The sequence below is a fragment of the Pseudomonas sp. Z5-35 genome, from assembly GCF_051131945.1.
In the GTDB taxonomy this organism is placed as follows: domain Bacteria; phylum Pseudomonadota; class Gammaproteobacteria; order Pseudomonadales; family Pseudomonadaceae; genus Aquipseudomonas; species Aquipseudomonas marvdashtae.
On record NZ_CP071640.1, the window covers coordinates 65,217 to 80,160 of the forward strand.

Here is a 14,944-nt window from a genome sequence, read left to right on the forward strand (position 1 = left end):
AAGGGACAAATTGACGGTGCCACATCGTTCTACTTGTACTTAAGCTGTAGTTGGCGAACGGTTCAGGCGCCAGCATTGCACAGCTAAAGAATCGTTTGAAACAAAACTGTCATGAATAGGTTCTCTGCAAGAACGTTGCGGATCTTGAATGTTGCGCAACAGGTCACTTATCCGCAGGCATGAAAAAGGGGCTCCGAGAGCCCCTTCGTTCATCGCCCTACGATATTACTGACCGGGAAAATCCTTGCGCAGTTTCACCGGATCCTGTTGCTTGCGCTTGCGCGCCATGGCGATGCGCATCTTGATGTTGATCGCTTCCACCGCCAGCGAAAACGCCATCGCGAAGTAGACGTAGCCTTTTGGCACATGCACCTCGAACGACTCGGCGATCAGCACGGTACCGACGACCAGCAGGAACGACAGCGCCAGCATCTTCAGCGACGGATGCTTGTCGATGAAGCTGCTGATAGTACCCGCCGCCAGCATCATCACCAGCACAGCTACGATGATTGCCGCCACCATCACCGGGACATGGGAAACCATGCCGACTGCGGTGATCACCGAATCCAGCGAGAACACGATGTCGATGATCGCGATCTGGACGATGGTGTAGATGAAGCTGCCGCCCGTGCCCGATGGCTCGTCGGTGCTTTCATCCTCGCCTTCCAGCGCGTGGTACATCTCTTGGGAGCTTTTCCATAGCAGGAACAGGCCACCGAAGAACAGGATCAGGTCGCGACCGGAAATGCCCTGGCCGAAGACTTCGAACAAATCGGCCGTCAGGCGCATGACCCAGGTAATGGACAGCAGCAACAGGATCCGGGTGATCATGGCCAAGGCCAGGCCGAAGATCCGGGTGCGCGCCTGCATGTGCTTGGGCATGCGGCTGACCAGGATCGAGATCATGATGATGTTGTCGATGCCCAGGACGATTTCCAGGGCGGTCAAGGTAAAGAAGGCAACCCATATTTCCGGGTTGGTCAGCCATTCCATGTGAGTTCCTTTGAGCGAGTGTTAGGCCGCGCCGCGCCTTCGGTGACCCGAAAGGGGCGACGCAGCGGGCGTTGCTTTTATAGAGTGCTGAACAGCGGAAAAATCCCCATCAGCAAGGCGGCGAACATTATGCACAGGCAAACCAGTACTGCCCACTTCAAGGTGAAGCGTTGGTGATCGCCGAACTCGATCCCGGCGAGCGCCACCAGCAGGTAAGTCGACGGAACCAGCGGGCTCAGCAGGTGAACGGGCTGGCCGACGATGGAAGCACGGGCCATTTCGACGGCGGTGATGCCGTAATGGCTGGCGGCCTCGGCCAAAACCGGTAACACCCCGTAATAAAATGCATCGTTCGACATGAAGAACGTGAACGGCATGCTCACCAGCGCGGTAATGACCGCCAGGTACGGACCGAGGAACTCCGGAATAACCGCCAGCAAGCTCTTGGACATGGCATCGACCATGCCGGTGCCGGTCAGGATACCGGTGAAGATCCCCGCCGCGAAAATCAGCCCGACCACCGCCAACACGCTGCCAGCGTGCGCCGCGACGCGGTCTTTCTGCTGTTGCAGGCACGGGTAGTTAACGATCATCGCGATACTGAACGCCACCATGAACAGCACCGGCAATGGCAGCAGTCCGGCAATCAGGGTGCACATCAGGGCCAGGGTCAGCGCGCCGTTGAACCAGATCAACTTCGGACGACGGGCATCCGGAAACTGGGAAACGCTGATTTCGCTGTGGTCCATTTCATCACCGGCCAGGTGCAATTCACCCAGGCGGGCACGCTCGCGTTTGCCGTACATATAGGCAATCGCCAGGATCGCCACGACGCCGGCCAGCATCGCCGGGATCATCGGCACGAAGATGTCGGACGGGTCCACATGCAGCGCGCTGGCTGCGCGGGCGGTCGGGCCGCCCCACGGGGTCATGTTCATCACGCCGCCGGCGAGGATGATCAGGCCGGCCATGATCCGCGGGCTCATGCCGATGCGGCTGTAGAGCGGGAGCATGGCGGCTACGCAGATCATGTAAGTGGTCGCGCCGTCACCATCGAGGGAAACGACGAGCGCCAGAACGGCGGTACCGACCGAAACTTTCAACGGGTCGCCCTTGACCAGCTTGAGGATCTTGCGCACGGCCGGGTCGAACAGGCCGGAGTCGATCATCAGGGCAAAATACAGAATTGCGAACATCAGCATCACCCCGGTCGGGGCGAGCTTGGTGATGCCTTCGAGCATCATCGGGCCGATTTTCGGTGCGAAGCCACCGAACAAGGCAAACAGGATCGGGATGATGATCAGGGCGATCAGCGCGGACAGGCGCTTGGTCATGATCAGGAACATGAACGTGATGACCATGGCGAAGCCAAGGAAAGTCAGCATGGGAAATACTCCAGGCGTGGCGCGGCTATGAAATGCGAACCGGACAGGTCAGCGCGAAATGCAAAGCACGAGGGGAACGGATGGAGTGGGTGCAGCGGGACGGGAAGCAGCGGACATCAGAATCACCATTGTTGTTGTTAAAAGGGCCGCACGAGCTAACGAAGACTCGTTTTAGGCCACCGGTCTATTGCCGGTAGGTGAGGCGATCCTAATCGCGCAAGCTTTCAGCAGCCTTTCGTCGCTGCAATGGCTGATGATTGGCCTCCACAACAAAAGCAGTCAGGTTTTTGCTTTGAAGGCTGAGAGATTCAACGGCCGCACCGCCCCCATCCAGATCGCATGATCGGTGTGGTCCGCCAGGTCATCGCCGGTGTCGGGGTGAAGAAAAATTACCAGTCCCTTGCGATTGAGAGCCAGCCACGGCAAGACCACGCCGATGTACTGCGGATCGAATGCCAGCTGGCAGCTCCAGTCCGGGTGTGGACCGACCGGGCGTTGGTGCATCCGCCCCATCTTCAGCGCAAACAGTTGCGCCGCTTCCTCACACAGTGCCCGCGCCTGGTCGAGGGTGCTGGCGTCGAAATAAACGTGGGCGTGATAGCCCTTGATCCGTTGCATTTGTCACTCCTCGAAAGACCAGCCGAACCCTCGCGCTAAACCACGGGTCAGAGCCTTTACACGCGGGAAAAAGGAATATCAGCCATGAAAAACGCCGAAACCCCGGTCATTAAAGTGGTGCTTTATGGTGCCATGAGCAGCCTCGGCAGTGCGTTGATGGCTGAACTGTTGCGACGCCAGCATGAAATCATCGCCATTTTGGATGATCTTACCGCCTTGGCGCCGCGCCCGGGCCTGCGCGCCAAGACCGGGGATCTCTTCGACCCCGAACGAGTCAAGCAGAGCGTCGCCGGCGCCAGCGCTGTGGTGTGCCTGTTGAACGCGCCGGGGCTGCCAATGAACAGCGAGCAAGTGGAGCGCACGCTCATCCCCGGTCCTGTGGAGCAGGTCCTGGCTGTGGATGCGCTAATTGCCGGCATGCAAGCGGTGAAGATTCCCCGGCTGTTCCTGGTGGGCAACTTTGCCGTGCTGGAAGAAGAGCAGACAGACGATGACTTGCAGCACCACGCCGCCGAAGAAATCCTTGATGCCCTGAAAAACAGTGCCCTGCAATGGACGCTCGTCAATGCGCCTTATGCCGTGCAGGGGTTGAGCACCGAACATTTCAGCCACGTCAGCACCAGCCTGGAGCCTGGCATGGCCGAATCGCTAGAGCGCCTGAGCCGTGTAGCGGTCGGCATTGCCGACGAACTGCGCCTCAATCTACACGTCGGTGAGCATGTCAGCTTTGTCCCAGCTACTTGAGGTGCTCACACCGCAATGGAAGGCAGCGGCAATCCCGTCAACGACTCTGCACTGTTGGCCTGTTCTTCCATCAGCCAATCGACGAACAACTTGATCAGCACACCCCGGCGCTTACGCTGGGGCAGGACCACGTAGTACCCCAGACGGGAAAGCACCGTCTCGGCGATCGGTCGGCACAGCAGCCCCTGCGCCAGCAAGTTATCCACAAGGTGTCGCCAGCCGATGGCGACACCTTGGCCGCCGATTGCCGCCTGGATGAGTAGCGTGTAGTTGTCGAAGCGCAATTGCCCGGGAGCGGGCGGCGAGGTGATGCCCAGCTCACGGAACACGCCACTCCACTCGAACCAGCTGCTGCTGTTGCCGCCGCGCAAATGCAGCAAGGGGAATTCCGACAAGGCCTGGGCCGGCAAGGGCAGGGGGCGTTCCTTAAGCAGCAGCGGGCTGCATACGGGAAAAACTTCTTCGCTGAAAAGCCAGCGACTTTCGCCCTGTTTGAAACGACCGTCGCCAAACAGGACCGCAACGTCAATGTCCGTGCGCAGCATGTTGTGGTTGCGCTCGCTAGTTACCAAGCTAACGTCCACTTGTGGGTTGGCCGCATGAAACCGGTGCAGGCGCGGCATTAACCAGTAAGCGGCGAACGCAAAGTCCGTCGCGACTTGCAGCACCTCGTGTTGGTGCTGGGCACTGATCGCGTTCAGCCCGGCGTCGATGCTTTGCAAGCCGGCCTGGACCTGTTCGAACAGAATGGAACCGACCTCGGTCAATTCGATGCCTCGGTAGATACGATCGAACAACCGTGCGCCGAGTTGTTCCTCCAATCGCTTGATCTGCTGGCTGATGGCTGGCTGTGTGGTGCCCAGCTCAATCGCGGCGGCCGTGAAGCTTTGCTGGCGAGCCGCTGCTTCGAAGGCGCGGAACAGGTCCAGGGACAGGTCACCCAAGGCGTCATACATAAGCTGTGCTTATCCTAGTCATTATCTTGCATGGGCTTTACCCCAAAGAGCATGGGCTACATGCTCAATCGCAGCAATATCGCATAACCGCTCACTATGGAACGCCGCGAATACATGAAGCGCAAGAACATTCTTTTCATCATGGCCGATCAAATGGCCGCGCCAATGTTGCCAATCTACGGTCCGTCGCCGATCAAGCTGCCGAATCTGTCACGCCTGGCCGACCAGGGCGTGGTGTTCGACGCTGCGTATTGCAACAGTCCGCTCTGCGCGCCGTCGCGTTTTACACTGGTGAGCGGCCAATTGCCGAGCAAGATCGGCGCCTACGACAACGCGGCGGACTTCCCTGCGGACGTTCCGACTTATGCCCACTACCTGCGGCGCCTCGGCTACCGCACGGCGCTGTCCGGCAAGATGCATTTTTGCGGGCCCGATCAGCTACACGGGTATGAAGAGCGCCTGACCAGCGACATTTACCCGGCCGATTACGGTTGGGCGGTGAATTGGGATGAGCCGGACGTCCGGCCAAGCTGGTATCACAACATGTCCTCGGTGTTGCAGGCCGGGCCATGCGTGCGCACCAATCAGCTGGATTTCGACGAAGAAGTGGTATTCAAGGCCCAGCAATACCTCTTCGATCACATTCGCGAAGACGGCGACCAACCGTTTTGCCTGACCGTATCGATGACGCACCCACACGATCCGTACACGATTCCCAAGGCGTTCTGGGATTTGTATGACGACAAAGACATCCCACTGCCGCAAACCCCCGACCAGGCTGAGCTTGATCCGCACTCCCAGCGTCTGATGAAAGTCTACGACCTGTGGGGCAAGCCGTTGCCTGTGGATAAGATTCGCGACGCCCGCCGCGCCTATTTTGGTGCTTGCAGCTACATCGACAGCAATGTGGGCAAGTTACTGCAAACCCTGGAAGAGACCGGTCTGCTGGATGACACCATCATCGTCTTCTCCGGCGATCATGGGGACATGCTTGGGGAAAAGGGCCTCTGGTACAAAATGCACTGGTTCGAAATGGCCGCGCGCGTACCGCTATTGATCAGCGCGCCGGGCCAGTTCGCCAGTGGCCGCGTCGGTGCCGCAGTGTCCACCGCCGACTTGTTGCCGACCCTGGTCGAGTTGGCTGGTGGCACGCTGGACCCCGGTTTGCCGTTGGATGGCCGCTCGTTGTTGCCACATCTGCAAGGGCAGGGTGGGCATGACGAAGTGTTTGGTGAATACATGGCCGAAGGTACCATCAGCCCGTTGATGATGATCCGTCGCGGCCCGTGGAAATTTATCTACAGCGAGGATGACCCATGCCTGCTGTTTGATGTGCGCAATGATCCGAAGGAACTGGAAGACCTCAGCCATTCGCCTGGGCATCAGTCCCTGTTGGCTGATTTTCTCGCCGAAGCGCGGGCCAAATGGGATATTCCAGCGATTCATCAACAGGTGCTCGCCAGCCAGCGGCGCCGACGTTTTGTCGCCCAGGCGTTGACCCTGGGCAAACTCAAGAGCTGGGACCACCAGCCGCTGGTCGATGCCAGTCAGCAATACATGCGCAACCACATCGATCTCGACGACCTGGAGCGCAAGGCCCGTTACCCACAACCCTGCCCAATAAACCAATAACGTAAGGGGAAGCACATGCAAAAGTTATCCACAGTACTGACCGCCGGGCTGTTGGCGTTGAGCAGTGCGTCGGCGTGGGCCGAGCAGAGTTGCGAGACGGTGAAAATGGCCGATCCGGGCTGGAGCGACATCGCCGCGACCAATGCCATTACCGGTTTCCTGCTCGAAGGCATGGGTTACAAGGCCAAGGTCGACACCCTGGCGGTGCCGATCACCTTTGGCGGGCTCAAGGACGGCCAGGTTGATGTATTCCTGGGTAACTGGATGCCTGCGCAGCAGGGGTTCTATGACAAATTCGTCGCCAACGGTGACGTCACGCAACTGGCGAAGAACCTGGATGGCACCGAATTCACCTTGGCGGTGCCGGACTACGTCTGGGACGCGGGTGTGCATAACTTTGCCGACCTGAACAAGTTCGCCGACAAATTCGATAAGAAGATCTACGGCATCGGTTCCGGCGCCCCGGCCAACCTTTCGCTCAAGGAAATCATCAAGTCCAACGATTTCGAGATGGGTGACTGGAAACTGGTGGAATCCAGCGAACAGGCGATGCTGGCCGAAGTCTCCCGGGCCGTGAAGAAACAGAAATTCGTGACCTTCCTCGGCTGGACCCCGCACCCGATGAACGTGCAACTGAAGATGCACTACCTCAAGGGCGGCGAGAAATACTTCGGCGACACCGGCAGCGTCTACACGCTGACGCGCAAAGGTTATGCACAGGCCTGCCCGAACGTAGGCAAGCTGCTGACCAACCTGAGTTTCACTCAGGAAATGGAAAACAGCATCATGGCTGAAGTGGTAAACAAGAAGGTCAGCAATGCCGAAGCGGCCAAGGCCTGGATCAAGGCTAATCCGGCGGTGCTGGATAAATGGCTGGACGGCGTGAAGACCGTTGATGGCAAGGATGCACTGGCGGCGGTGAAGGCCAAGCTATAAAGCTATTGTGGCGAGGGAGCTTGCTCCCGCTGGGTTGCGAAGCAGCCCCAGAACCTGAAAGCGCAGTATCAGCTGGATCTGCGTGATTGGTTTTGGGAGAGCTGCGCTCTCCAGCGGGAGCAAGCTCCCTCGCCACGTTGGTTCACCTGATACTCTTGCGCCAAACCCCGTTTTTTGAGGCCCCATGGCAATCCCCACCCGCCATTCACTTTTCCCATTCCTGAGCTGGTTGCCCCGGCAGACTCGGGCCAGTGTCAGCCGGGACCTGATCGTCGGCCTCAGCGGCGCGATTCTCGCGTTGCCGCAGTCCATTGCCTACGCCTTGATTGCCGGCCTGCCGCCGGAATACGGCTTATATGCGGCGATCGTGCCGGTGCTGATCGCCTGCCTGTGGGGATCGTCGTGGCACTTGATCTGCGGTCCCACGGCGGCGATTTCCATTGTCCTGTACGCCACTGTCAGTCCTTTGGCCGTGCCCGCTAGCCAGGACTACATCATGTTGATCCTGTTACTGACGGTGTTGGCGGGCATTTTCCAATGGCTGCTTGGGCTGTTGCGTTTCGGGGCGTTGGTCAATTTCGTTTCGCACTCGGTGGTGCTGGGTTTCACCTTGGGCGCGGCGGTGGTCATTGCCTTGGGGCAATTGCCGAACCTGCTGGGCTTGGACTTGCCGAACGAAGCCACGGCATTGAAGAGCCTGCTCATGTTGTTCAGTCACATTGGGGCTGTGGATAACCCCTCATTGCTGCTGGGTTTGGGGACGCTGGTGCTGGGCATGGTGCTCAAGCGCCTGCTGCCGCGCTGGCCGACCCTGTTGATAACCTTGGTCATCAGCAGCCTGGTGGTCTGGCTGTGGCCGGCGATGTTCGGGCATGTGGCGCTGGTCAGCGCCTTCGCCGGGCGCCTGCCACCGTTCACCCCGCTACCGCTGGACCTTGAGTTGATCCTGCGCCTGCTGCCCGGTGCCGTGGCGGTGGGCATGCTCGGGCTGGTGACCAGCCTGTCCATTGCCCGCTCGTTATCGGTGCGCTCCGGGCAGTTGCTCGACGCGAACCAGGAGGTCAGGGCGCAGGGCCTTTCCAATATCGTTGGAGGATTTTTCGCGGGATCGCTGTCAGCCGGTTCCTTCACCCGTTCCGGTCTCAGTTATGAGGCGGGCGCTCGCTCGCCCTTGGCCGGCGTGTTCTCGGCTTTGTGGGTGGCGTTGTTTGCGCTGGCCGGGGCGAAACTGATCGCGCACATTCCCATTCCCGCCATGGCCGGCAGTATCTTGCTGATCGCCTGGGGCCTGGTGGACCACCGGGGTATCCGTGCGTTGTATCGCGTGAGTCGCTCGGAATTCCTGGTCATGGGCCTGACCTGCCTGGCCACGCTGCTGCTCGAACTGCAAACCGCCATTTATGCCGGCGTACTGGCCTCGCTGTTCTTTTATCTCAAGCGCACCTCACAACCGCGGGTGCAGCAATTTCGCGAAGGCGAGGCGGATGTCCTGCGGGTGGGCGGCTCGATCTTTTTCGGCGCCAGCCATTATCTGCAAGTGCGCTTGCAACGCATGCCCGCGCAACAGGTGGTGATCGATGCCCAGCAGATCAACTTCATCGATTACTCCGGCGTGGAAATGCTCCATCAGGAAGCCCGGCGCTTGCGTGGCCAGGGGCGCAGCCTGACCTTGCGCGGGGCAAGGCCACAGGTGGTAGAGGAATTATTGAAGCTGGAAGGACCGGAGCGATGCCCGATCCTTTTCAGGGACTGACCGCCGCGAGCTGACGACGCAGCTCCGCCAGCACCGGCGCGGTATCCGGACGCACGCCACGCCACAGGAAGAACGCTTCGCCCGCCTGTTCGGCGAGCATGCCCAAGCCATCCATAGCCACCGCCGCGCCTTGCTCCCGGGCCCAGCGACAGAACGAAGTGGGTTCCTTGCCATACATCATGTCGTAGCAAAAGGTCTTGCCGGGTTCGATCAGACTTCCGGCAATCGGCGGTACATCGCCTGACAGGCTGGCGGACGTGGCGTTGATGATCAGGTCCACCGGTTCTCTCAACCAGGCGAAATCGCTCGCCGAGACCGGCCCCAGGTCGGCGAACAGCTCGGCCAGCCGTTCGGCTTTTTCCACCGTTCGATTGGCAATGATCACCGAGGCCGGCGCTTCTGCCAGCAGCGGTTCCAAGGCGCCCCGTACCGCGCCGCCGGCACCCAGCAACAGGATGCGCTTGCCCTTGAGGCTGAAACCGGCATTGACGGTCAGGTCCCGCACCAGCCCGGCGCCGTCGGTGTTGTCCCCCAACAGGCTGCCGTCGGCCAGCTTGCTCAAGGTATTGACCGCCCCGGCCCGCTGGGCCCGTTCCGTCAGGCTGTCGGCCAAACGGAAGGCGTCCTCCTTGAACGGCACGGTGACGTTCGCCCCACGACCCTCAAGGAAAAATGCCCGCGCGCAACCGACGAAATCCTCCAGCGGCGCCAGCAACGTGGCGTAGTCCAAGGCCTGCGCGGTCTGCTCGGCAAACAGGCGATGGATCAGCGGCGACTTGCTGTGGCCGATCGGGTTACCCATTACAACGTAGCGATCCATGGTGTCCCCTGTTCAGGCTGTCGCCAGCCAATCGCGATCCTGCAGGAAGTACTCGGTCAACCGCGCCTCTTCGCTGCCCGGTTCGGCTTTCCAGTCGTAGCTCCAGCGGACCTGCGGCGGCAACGACATCAGGATCGACTCGGTGCGCCCGCCAGATTGCAGGCCGAACAGGGTGCCGCGGTCATACACCAGGTTGAATTCCACATAGCGCCCACGGCGGAACTCCTGGAATTCCCGTTGCTTGGGCGTGAACTCGTCGTTCTTGCGGCGACGCACGATAGGCAGGTAGGCATCGATATAGGCATCGCCGATGGCGCGCATGAAAGCGAAGCTGGTGTCGAAGTCCCACTCGTTCAGGTCATCGAAAAACAGCCCGCCGATGCCCCGGGGCTCGTTTCGATGCTTGATGTGGAAATAGCTGTCGCACCAGGCTTTGTAGCGCGAATACACGTCCGGGCCGAACGGCTCGCAGGCTTGCTGGGCGATGCGGTGCCAGTGCACGCAATCTTCTTCCACGCCGTAGTAAGGGGTCAGGTCGAAACCGCCGCCAAACCACCAGACCGGTTCTTCGCCTTCCTTTTCGGCGATGAAAAAGCGCACGTTGGCGTGGGACGTTGGAATGTGCGGATTGTGCGGATGGATCACCAACGACACGCCCAGGGCCTCGAAGCCGCGCCCGGCCAGTTCCGGCCGGTGGGCGCTGGCCGAGGGTGGGAGACCGCTGCCGAAGACGTGGGAAAAGTTGACGCCGCCCTTCTCGATGACCGTGCCGTTTTCAATCACTCGGGTGCGCCCGCCACCGCCGGCAGGGCGGGTCCAGGCATCCTCGACGAAGCGAGTGCCGCCGTCCTCGGTTTCCAGGGCGGCGCAGATGCGGTCTTGCAGGTCGAGCAGATAGGCTTTCACGGCCTCGGTGCGAGTAGTCATGACATCACCTTGATCAGGGCTACGCTGCGCGGCGTACAAGGGCCGCCGGCAAATGGGCGCACAGGATAACACCGCATCCACTCACACCACAGTTGACGAAGATCAAGCTTAGGAGTCCGATAGCAGGCTTGGTAAAAAGTCCCACGATAAGGAGAGAGCGAAGATGGCCAAACGTATCCAGTTCAGCGCCCATGGCGGCCCGGACGTGCTTGAGTACGTCGAATACCAGCCGGCCGAGCCAGGTCCGCAGCAGGTTCGCGTCAGCAACAAGGCGATCGGCCTGAACTTCATCGACACCTATTATCGCAGCGGGCTTTACCCGCCACCGGCGCTGCCGTCGGGGCTTGGCGCCGAAGGGGCGGGTGTGGTCGAGGCCGTCGGGTCGGAGGTGACTCGCTTCAAGGTCGGCGACCGCGTGGCTTATGGCAGCGGGCCGCTGGGCGCCTACAGCGATGTGCATGTGTTGCCCGAGGCCAATCTGGTTCATTTGCCCGAAGCCATCAGTTTCGAACAGGCCGCCGGGGTGATGCTCAAGGGCCTGACCGTGCAGTACTTGTTGCGCCAGACGTACGAGCTCAAGAGCGGCGAAACCATCCTGTTCCATGCCGCCGCTGGTGGCGTGGGCTCGCTGGCCTGCCAATGGGCCAAGGCCCTAGGCGTGAAGCTGATCGGCACCGTCAGCTCGGCGGAAAAAGCCGCTATCGCAAAATCCCACGGCGCTTGGGAAGTGATCGACTACGGCAAGGAAAACGTCGTACAGCGTGTGCTGGAATTGACTGACGGCAAGAAGGTCCCTGTGGTGTACGACGGCGTCGGTAAGGACACCTGGCTGACCTCTCTGGACTGCACCGCTCCCCGCGGCCTGGTGGTGAGCTTCGGCAATGCATCCGGTGCGGTGGACGGCGTGAACCTGGGGATTCTCTCGGCCAAGGGCTCGCTGTACGTCACCCGCCCCACACTGGCGACCTACGCCAACAACGCTGAAAACCTGCAGCGCATGGCTGATGAACTGTTCGAAATGATCAGCAGCGGCAAGCTAGCGGTGGATATCAACCAGCGTTATCCACTGGCCGAAGCAGCCAAGGCCCATACCGAACTGTCGGCACGGCGCACGACGGGGTCGACCATACTTTTACCTTGAGCCAGAAGGGCTCTTATGGCGAGGGGGCAAGCTCCCTCGCCACAGGGCATCTAGTCAGGTCGTACAATCTTGCCGGTAGCGAGGTCGCGGATCACGCTCGGGTTCTTGCGTCCGCCCAGGTTGCCGCCCAGCACCAGGTCGATCTGCCCACGGAAATACTGCTCGACGCGGATCCGCGTCCGCGCCGCCGGACGCCCTTGGGGATTGGCCGAGGTGGAGACAAGCGGGCCGATCAATGAGCACAGATCCCGGACAATCGGGTGATCGCTGACCCGCAGCGCGACGGTGTCGTGCACGCCAGTGATCCACTCCGGCAGCAGATCCTGGTGCGGCACCAGCCAGGTATTGGGCCCCGGCCACGTGCTGGCCATGCGGTCCATCCAGGTCTCGGGGAAGTCTTCGAACAGAAAATCGAACTGGCGGATATTGTCCGCCACCAGTATCAACCCCTTGTCCGGACGGCGGGACTTGATCGCCAGCAGACGCTCCACCGCATCCTCGTTCCACGGGTCGCAACCCAGGCCCCAGACCGCTTCGGTTGGATAGGCAATCACCGCCCCTGCGCGAATTTCTCGCGCGGCTTGTTGCACACGCCAACTGTTGACCATGAAAGATTCTCCGCAACACAAATAAGGCTGTGCGCAGTTTACCGATCTTCCCCATAAAACCTAGCGAGCAAACCAACGCCCGTGCTCGCACGTCGCCCGCCCGTCCATTTCCAAGTCGGTCAATGCCGCCAGGACTTTGGACAAACCCCAACCACTGGCATCGGCCAATGCTTCACTGGTTTGCGGCGCGGCGTGGAGCAGGCGCAACAGCGGATGCGTTACCGGGACAGGCTCTGCGGTAAAGGGCAAACGCTGCCAACCGCGCAACGCTTCGAGGATATGCTCGACCGTTTCCACCAGCGCCGCGCCGTCACGGATCAATTGATGACAACCCCGGGCGCCGGGGTGATGGATCGACCCCGGAATCGCATACACCTCGCGGCCCTGTTCCGCCGCCAGGCGCGCCGTGATCAGCGAACCACTGGCGACACTGGCCTCGACCACGAGCACGCCAAGGGACAAGCCGCTGATGATTCGATTGCGGCGCGGGAAGTTGCTGGCGTGAGGCGGCGCGTCCAGCGGGAACTCCGAAAGCACCGCGCTACCCTGGGCAATCATCGCTTGCGCCAGCCGGCGATTGCGCTGTGGATAAAAATTTTCAAGGCCCGTGCCGAGCACGCCGATGGTTTGCCCGCCGACATCCAACGCTGCTTGATGAGCGGCCGCGTCGATGCCCAAGGCCAAGCCACTGGTGATGACAAATCCGGCTCCGGCCAGGCTCCGGGAAAATGCCGCCGCCGTGTCCATGCCCGGACGCGATGCCCGGCGGCTGCCGACCATCGCCAGCTGCGGTTTTTCCAGGATCGTCGGGTCGCCAGCCACAAACAGCAGCGGTGGCGCGTCGCTGATCTGTGCCAGCAGTGCCGGGTAGTCAGGTTGGTCCCACATCAACAAATGCTGGGCCTGGCCCTCTAGCCAGGCCATCGCATGGGCTGCGCCGTCACGGATTTCCGCAAGGCGCCGGGCCTCGGCGCACTGGGCAGGCAATCCCAGTGCTCGCCATGCGCTGGCCGGGGCGCTGATGGCTTTGGAGGCTGAGCCGAAGGCCTCCATCAGGGTCATGAAGCGTCTAGGTCCCAGGTCCGGCAAGCGATGCAAGCGCAGACGGGCCTCCAGTTCCGCAGGCGGAACCGAAGCGGATTCAGGCAATGGCATAGATCAATCCTTGATCGTTAGTAACCCCGTTCAAACGAGGACAAGCTGTGGATAACTCTGTTGGTAACTTGTGAGACCCGTTATGGATTGCGCACCTTGTCGAGCACCGCCAGCGACCGCGAGGCATACAGGACCAGGCCATAACTGAGCTTGTCGTAGGTGCGGAACACCATCAGCAGGCCGGCGCGTTCGTCCGGGATCTTCACCGGCGCGCCCGTGATCCGGTCGCGCACCGTTTCGCCGGTCTTCATCACGGCCAGCACGTTGCCTTCGGCCAACCCATCGCGCCGCCCCTTGTTCAGGGTGACCACGTCCAGCGCGCCGATCTGGGTTACACCCCGTGGCACATCGAGAATCAAGCCATTGATATCGGATTTCGGCGCACTGGGCATGAAGGTCGAATTGATCAAGCGTTCTTCGCCACTGAACAGGCGATCACCCAGGCGCACCTCTTGCGTGGTGCGTTGCAGGGCCAGGGTCGTGACGTCGCCTTCGGTGGCGACGATTTCACCGCTGCCGATGTCATCGGCGTTGATGCCCAAAAATTCCTTGGTCTCAGGGTCGGTGTAGAGCTTGCCCTGGCGGAATATCCCGTAGGCCGACTGGCTCGCGTCGAAGGTGCCGCGAGCGAAGATCCGGTCGCCGGTGCCGCTGAGCACGCGCTCGGCATCGCCTGCGACGACATAGGGCGCTTTGTTGAAATCTTCCGCTGTGTCGACGATGCGGTTGCTCAGCAAAAAGCTGTTGATGGCTTGCAGGGGAATACTGGGGATGGCGTCGGCCACCGGCGAGCTGCGGATGCGCGGCGACAACTTGATGGTGCCGCGCGAGGCGCCGCGATTGAGGGTCAGGCGCGGCTGGCCGTTGACGTAGACCAGCGACAGGGTGTCGCCGGGGTAGATCAGGTTGGGGTTTTCGATCTGCGGGTTGGCCTGCCAGAGTTCGGGCCATTTCCAGGGCTCGCGCAGGTATTTGCCGGAAATGTCCCACAGCGTATCCCCCTGGACCACCGTGTATTGCTGCGGAAAACCTTCCCGAAGTTGCACTTGCCCATGCGCGATACCGGCCGAGGCCAGGAGCAGCAGGGCGAGTAGTGATTTCCTCATGCGGTGAATCCCTTTATTATGTGCGTTCGCGTAAAACGCCAGAGCCCCCGTGGCTCGCTACCTTGCGGAGCTGTTCTCCATAAGGGCAACGTTTTACAACGGTAGCCTGCATCCCGACACACGCCAGGCCAGCCACCCGACTTTACCTCACACGTGTATTTATCAAGCTT

At 60.8% G+C, this 14,944-nt stretch carries 14 protein-coding genes; 5 read left to right on the plus strand and 9 right to left on the minus strand.

What is annotated here, in order from left to right:
* Positions 1–225 precede the first annotated feature (225 nt).
* The 3 genes from J3P95_RS00310 to J3P95_RS00320 all read right to left on the minus strand — a co-directional run bounded on the left by J3P95_RS00310 (position 226) and on the right by J3P95_RS00320 (position 2,996).
* The gene (locus J3P95_RS00310) at positions 226–993 is read right to left on the minus strand and encodes a TerC family protein (RefSeq protein WP_434559792.1); all 768 of its coding nucleotides are present in this window, start codon (positions 991–993) and stop codon (positions 226–228) included.
* 77 nt (positions 994–1,070) lie between these two features.
* Positions 1,071–2,378: a CitMHS family transporter gene (locus J3P95_RS00315; protein WP_186633441.1), complete on the minus strand. Its 1,308-nt coding sequence runs from the start codon at positions 2,376–2,378 to the stop codon at positions 1,071–1,073.
* Positions 2,379–2,657: 279 nt separating this feature from the next.
* The gene (locus J3P95_RS00320) at positions 2,658–2,996 is read right to left on the minus strand and encodes a DOPA 4,5-dioxygenase family protein (protein ID WP_434559794.1); all 339 of its coding nucleotides are present in this window, start codon (positions 2,994–2,996) and stop codon (positions 2,658–2,660) included.
* A gap of 84 nt (positions 2,997–3,080) precedes the next feature.
* On the opposite strand from J3P95_RS00320, the gene J3P95_RS00325 reads away from it, so the two are divergent.
* Complete coding sequence (locus J3P95_RS00325; RefSeq protein ID WP_434579203.1) at positions 3,081–3,740, plus strand: NAD(P)-dependent oxidoreductase; 660 nt, start codon at positions 3,081–3,083, stop codon at positions 3,738–3,740.
* Positions 3,741–3,745: 5 nt separating this feature from the next.
* On the opposite strand, the gene J3P95_RS00330 is transcribed toward J3P95_RS00325, so the two are convergent.
* Positions 3,746–4,696 carry a choline sulfate utilization transcriptional regulator gene (locus tag J3P95_RS00330; protein ID WP_434579201.1) on the minus strand — a complete coding sequence of 317 codons (951 nt, stop codon included), beginning with the start codon at positions 4,694–4,696 and terminating at the stop codon, positions 3,746–3,748.
* A gap of 114 nt (positions 4,697–4,810) precedes the next feature.
* On the opposite strand from J3P95_RS00330, the gene betC reads away from it, so the two are divergent.
* The 3 genes from betC (at position 4,811) to J3P95_RS00345 (ending at position 9,017) form a co-directional block, all read left to right on the plus strand.
* On the plus strand, positions 4,811–6,328 hold the full coding sequence (gene betC, locus J3P95_RS00335) for a choline-sulfatase (RefSeq protein WP_434579199.1): 1,518 nt from the start codon (positions 4,811–4,813) through the stop codon (positions 6,326–6,328).
* 15 nt (positions 6,329–6,343) lie between these two features.
* Positions 6,344–7,264, plus strand: a complete 921-nt coding sequence (gene choX / locus J3P95_RS00340; protein WP_434559802.1) for a choline ABC transporter substrate-binding protein — start codon at positions 6,344–6,346, stop codon at positions 7,262–7,264.
* A gap of 184 nt (positions 7,265–7,448) precedes the next feature.
* Positions 7,449–9,017 (plus strand): SulP family inorganic anion transporter, encoded by a 1,569-nt coding sequence (locus J3P95_RS00345; protein WP_434579197.1) that lies wholly within the window; start codon positions 7,449–7,451, stop codon positions 9,015–9,017.
* Here the strand turns inward: J3P95_RS00345 and aroE are convergent.
* Positions 9,007–9,837, minus strand: a complete 831-nt coding sequence (gene aroE / locus J3P95_RS00350; protein WP_434579196.1) for a shikimate dehydrogenase — start codon at positions 9,835–9,837, stop codon at positions 9,007–9,009. The genes J3P95_RS00345 and aroE overlap by 11 nt on opposite strands.
* Before the next feature lie 12 nt (positions 9,838–9,849).
* A complete protein-coding gene (gene hemF / locus J3P95_RS00355) occupies positions 9,850–10,764 on the minus strand; it encodes an oxygen-dependent coproporphyrinogen oxidase (RefSeq protein ID WP_434559808.1) in 915 nt (304 codons plus the stop codon).
* Positions 10,765–10,927: 163 nt separating this feature from the next.
* Between hemF and J3P95_RS00360 the strand changes: the two genes are divergently transcribed.
* Positions 10,928–11,905, plus strand: a complete 978-nt coding sequence (locus J3P95_RS00360; protein ID WP_434579193.1) for an NADPH:quinone reductase — start codon at positions 10,928–10,930, stop codon at positions 11,903–11,905.
* Between the two features lie 50 nt (positions 11,906–11,955).
* Here J3P95_RS00360 and J3P95_RS00365 read toward each other — a convergent pair whose 3' ends face one another.
* The 3 genes from J3P95_RS00365 to J3P95_RS00375 all read right to left on the minus strand — a co-directional run bounded on the left by J3P95_RS00365 (position 11,956) and on the right by J3P95_RS00375 (position 14,774).
* Positions 11,956–12,513: an L-threonylcarbamoyladenylate synthase gene (locus J3P95_RS00365; RefSeq protein ID WP_434579191.1), complete on the minus strand. Its 558-nt coding sequence runs from the start codon at positions 12,511–12,513 to the stop codon at positions 11,956–11,958.
* Positions 12,514–12,573: 60 nt separating this feature from the next.
* A complete protein-coding gene (gene dprA, locus J3P95_RS00370) occupies positions 12,574–13,668 on the minus strand; it encodes a DNA-processing protein DprA (protein ID WP_434579189.1) in 1,095 nt (364 codons plus the stop codon).
* 80 nt (positions 13,669–13,748) lie between these two features.
* A complete protein-coding gene (locus tag J3P95_RS00375; protein WP_434579187.1) occupies positions 13,749–14,774 on the minus strand; it encodes a LysM peptidoglycan-binding domain-containing protein in 1,026 nt (341 codons plus the stop codon).
* Positions 14,775–14,944: the final 170 nt, after the last annotated feature.

Bases quoted from the DNA above. Each gene is read 5' to 3' on its own strand.
- J3P95_RS00315 (WP_186633441.1), bottom strand. From the start codon at position 2,378: ATGCTGACTTTCCTTGGCTTCGCCATGGTCATCACGTTCATGTTCCTG.
- J3P95_RS00310 (WP_434559792.1), bottom strand. From the start codon at position 993: ATGGAATGGCTGACCAACCCGGAAATATGGGTTGCCTTCTTTACCTTG.
- J3P95_RS00375 (WP_434579187.1), bottom strand. From the start codon at position 14,774: ATGAGGAAATCACTACTCGCCCTGCTGCTCCTGGCCTCGGCCGGTATC.
- J3P95_RS00360 (WP_434579193.1), top strand. From the start codon at position 10,928: ATGGCCAAACGTATCCAGTTCAGCGCCCATGGCGGCCCGGACGTGCTT.
- J3P95_RS00330 (WP_434579201.1), bottom strand. From the start codon at position 4,696: ATGTATGACGCCTTGGGTGACCTGTCCCTGGACCTGTTCCGCGCCTTC.
- J3P95_RS00320 (WP_434559794.1), bottom strand. From the start codon at position 2,996: ATGCAACGGATCAAGGGCTATCACGCCCACGTTTATTTCGACGCCAGC.
- J3P95_RS00345 (WP_434579197.1), top strand. From the start codon at position 7,449: ATGGCAATCCCCACCCGCCATTCACTTTTCCCATTCCTGAGCTGGTTG.
- betC (WP_434579199.1), top strand. From the start codon at position 4,811: ATGAAGCGCAAGAACATTCTTTTCATCATGGCCGATCAAATGGCCGCG.
- hemF (WP_434559808.1), bottom strand. From the start codon at position 10,764: ATGACTACTCGCACCGAGGCCGTGAAAGCCTATCTGCTCGACCTGCAA.
- J3P95_RS00365 (WP_434579191.1), bottom strand. From the start codon at position 12,513: ATGGTCAACAGTTGGCGTGTGCAACAAGCCGCGCGAGAAATTCGCGCA.
- J3P95_RS00325 (WP_434579203.1), top strand. From the start codon at position 3,081: ATGAAAAACGCCGAAACCCCGGTCATTAAAGTGGTGCTTTATGGTGCC.
- dprA (WP_434579189.1), bottom strand. From the start codon at position 13,668: ATGCCATTGCCTGAATCCGCTTCGGTTCCGCCTGCGGAACTGGAGGCC.
- choX (WP_434559802.1), top strand. From the start codon at position 6,344: ATGCAAAAGTTATCCACAGTACTGACCGCCGGGCTGTTGGCGTTGAGC.
- aroE (WP_434579196.1), bottom strand. From the start codon at position 9,837: ATGGATCGCTACGTTGTAATGGGTAACCCGATCGGCCACAGCAAGTCG.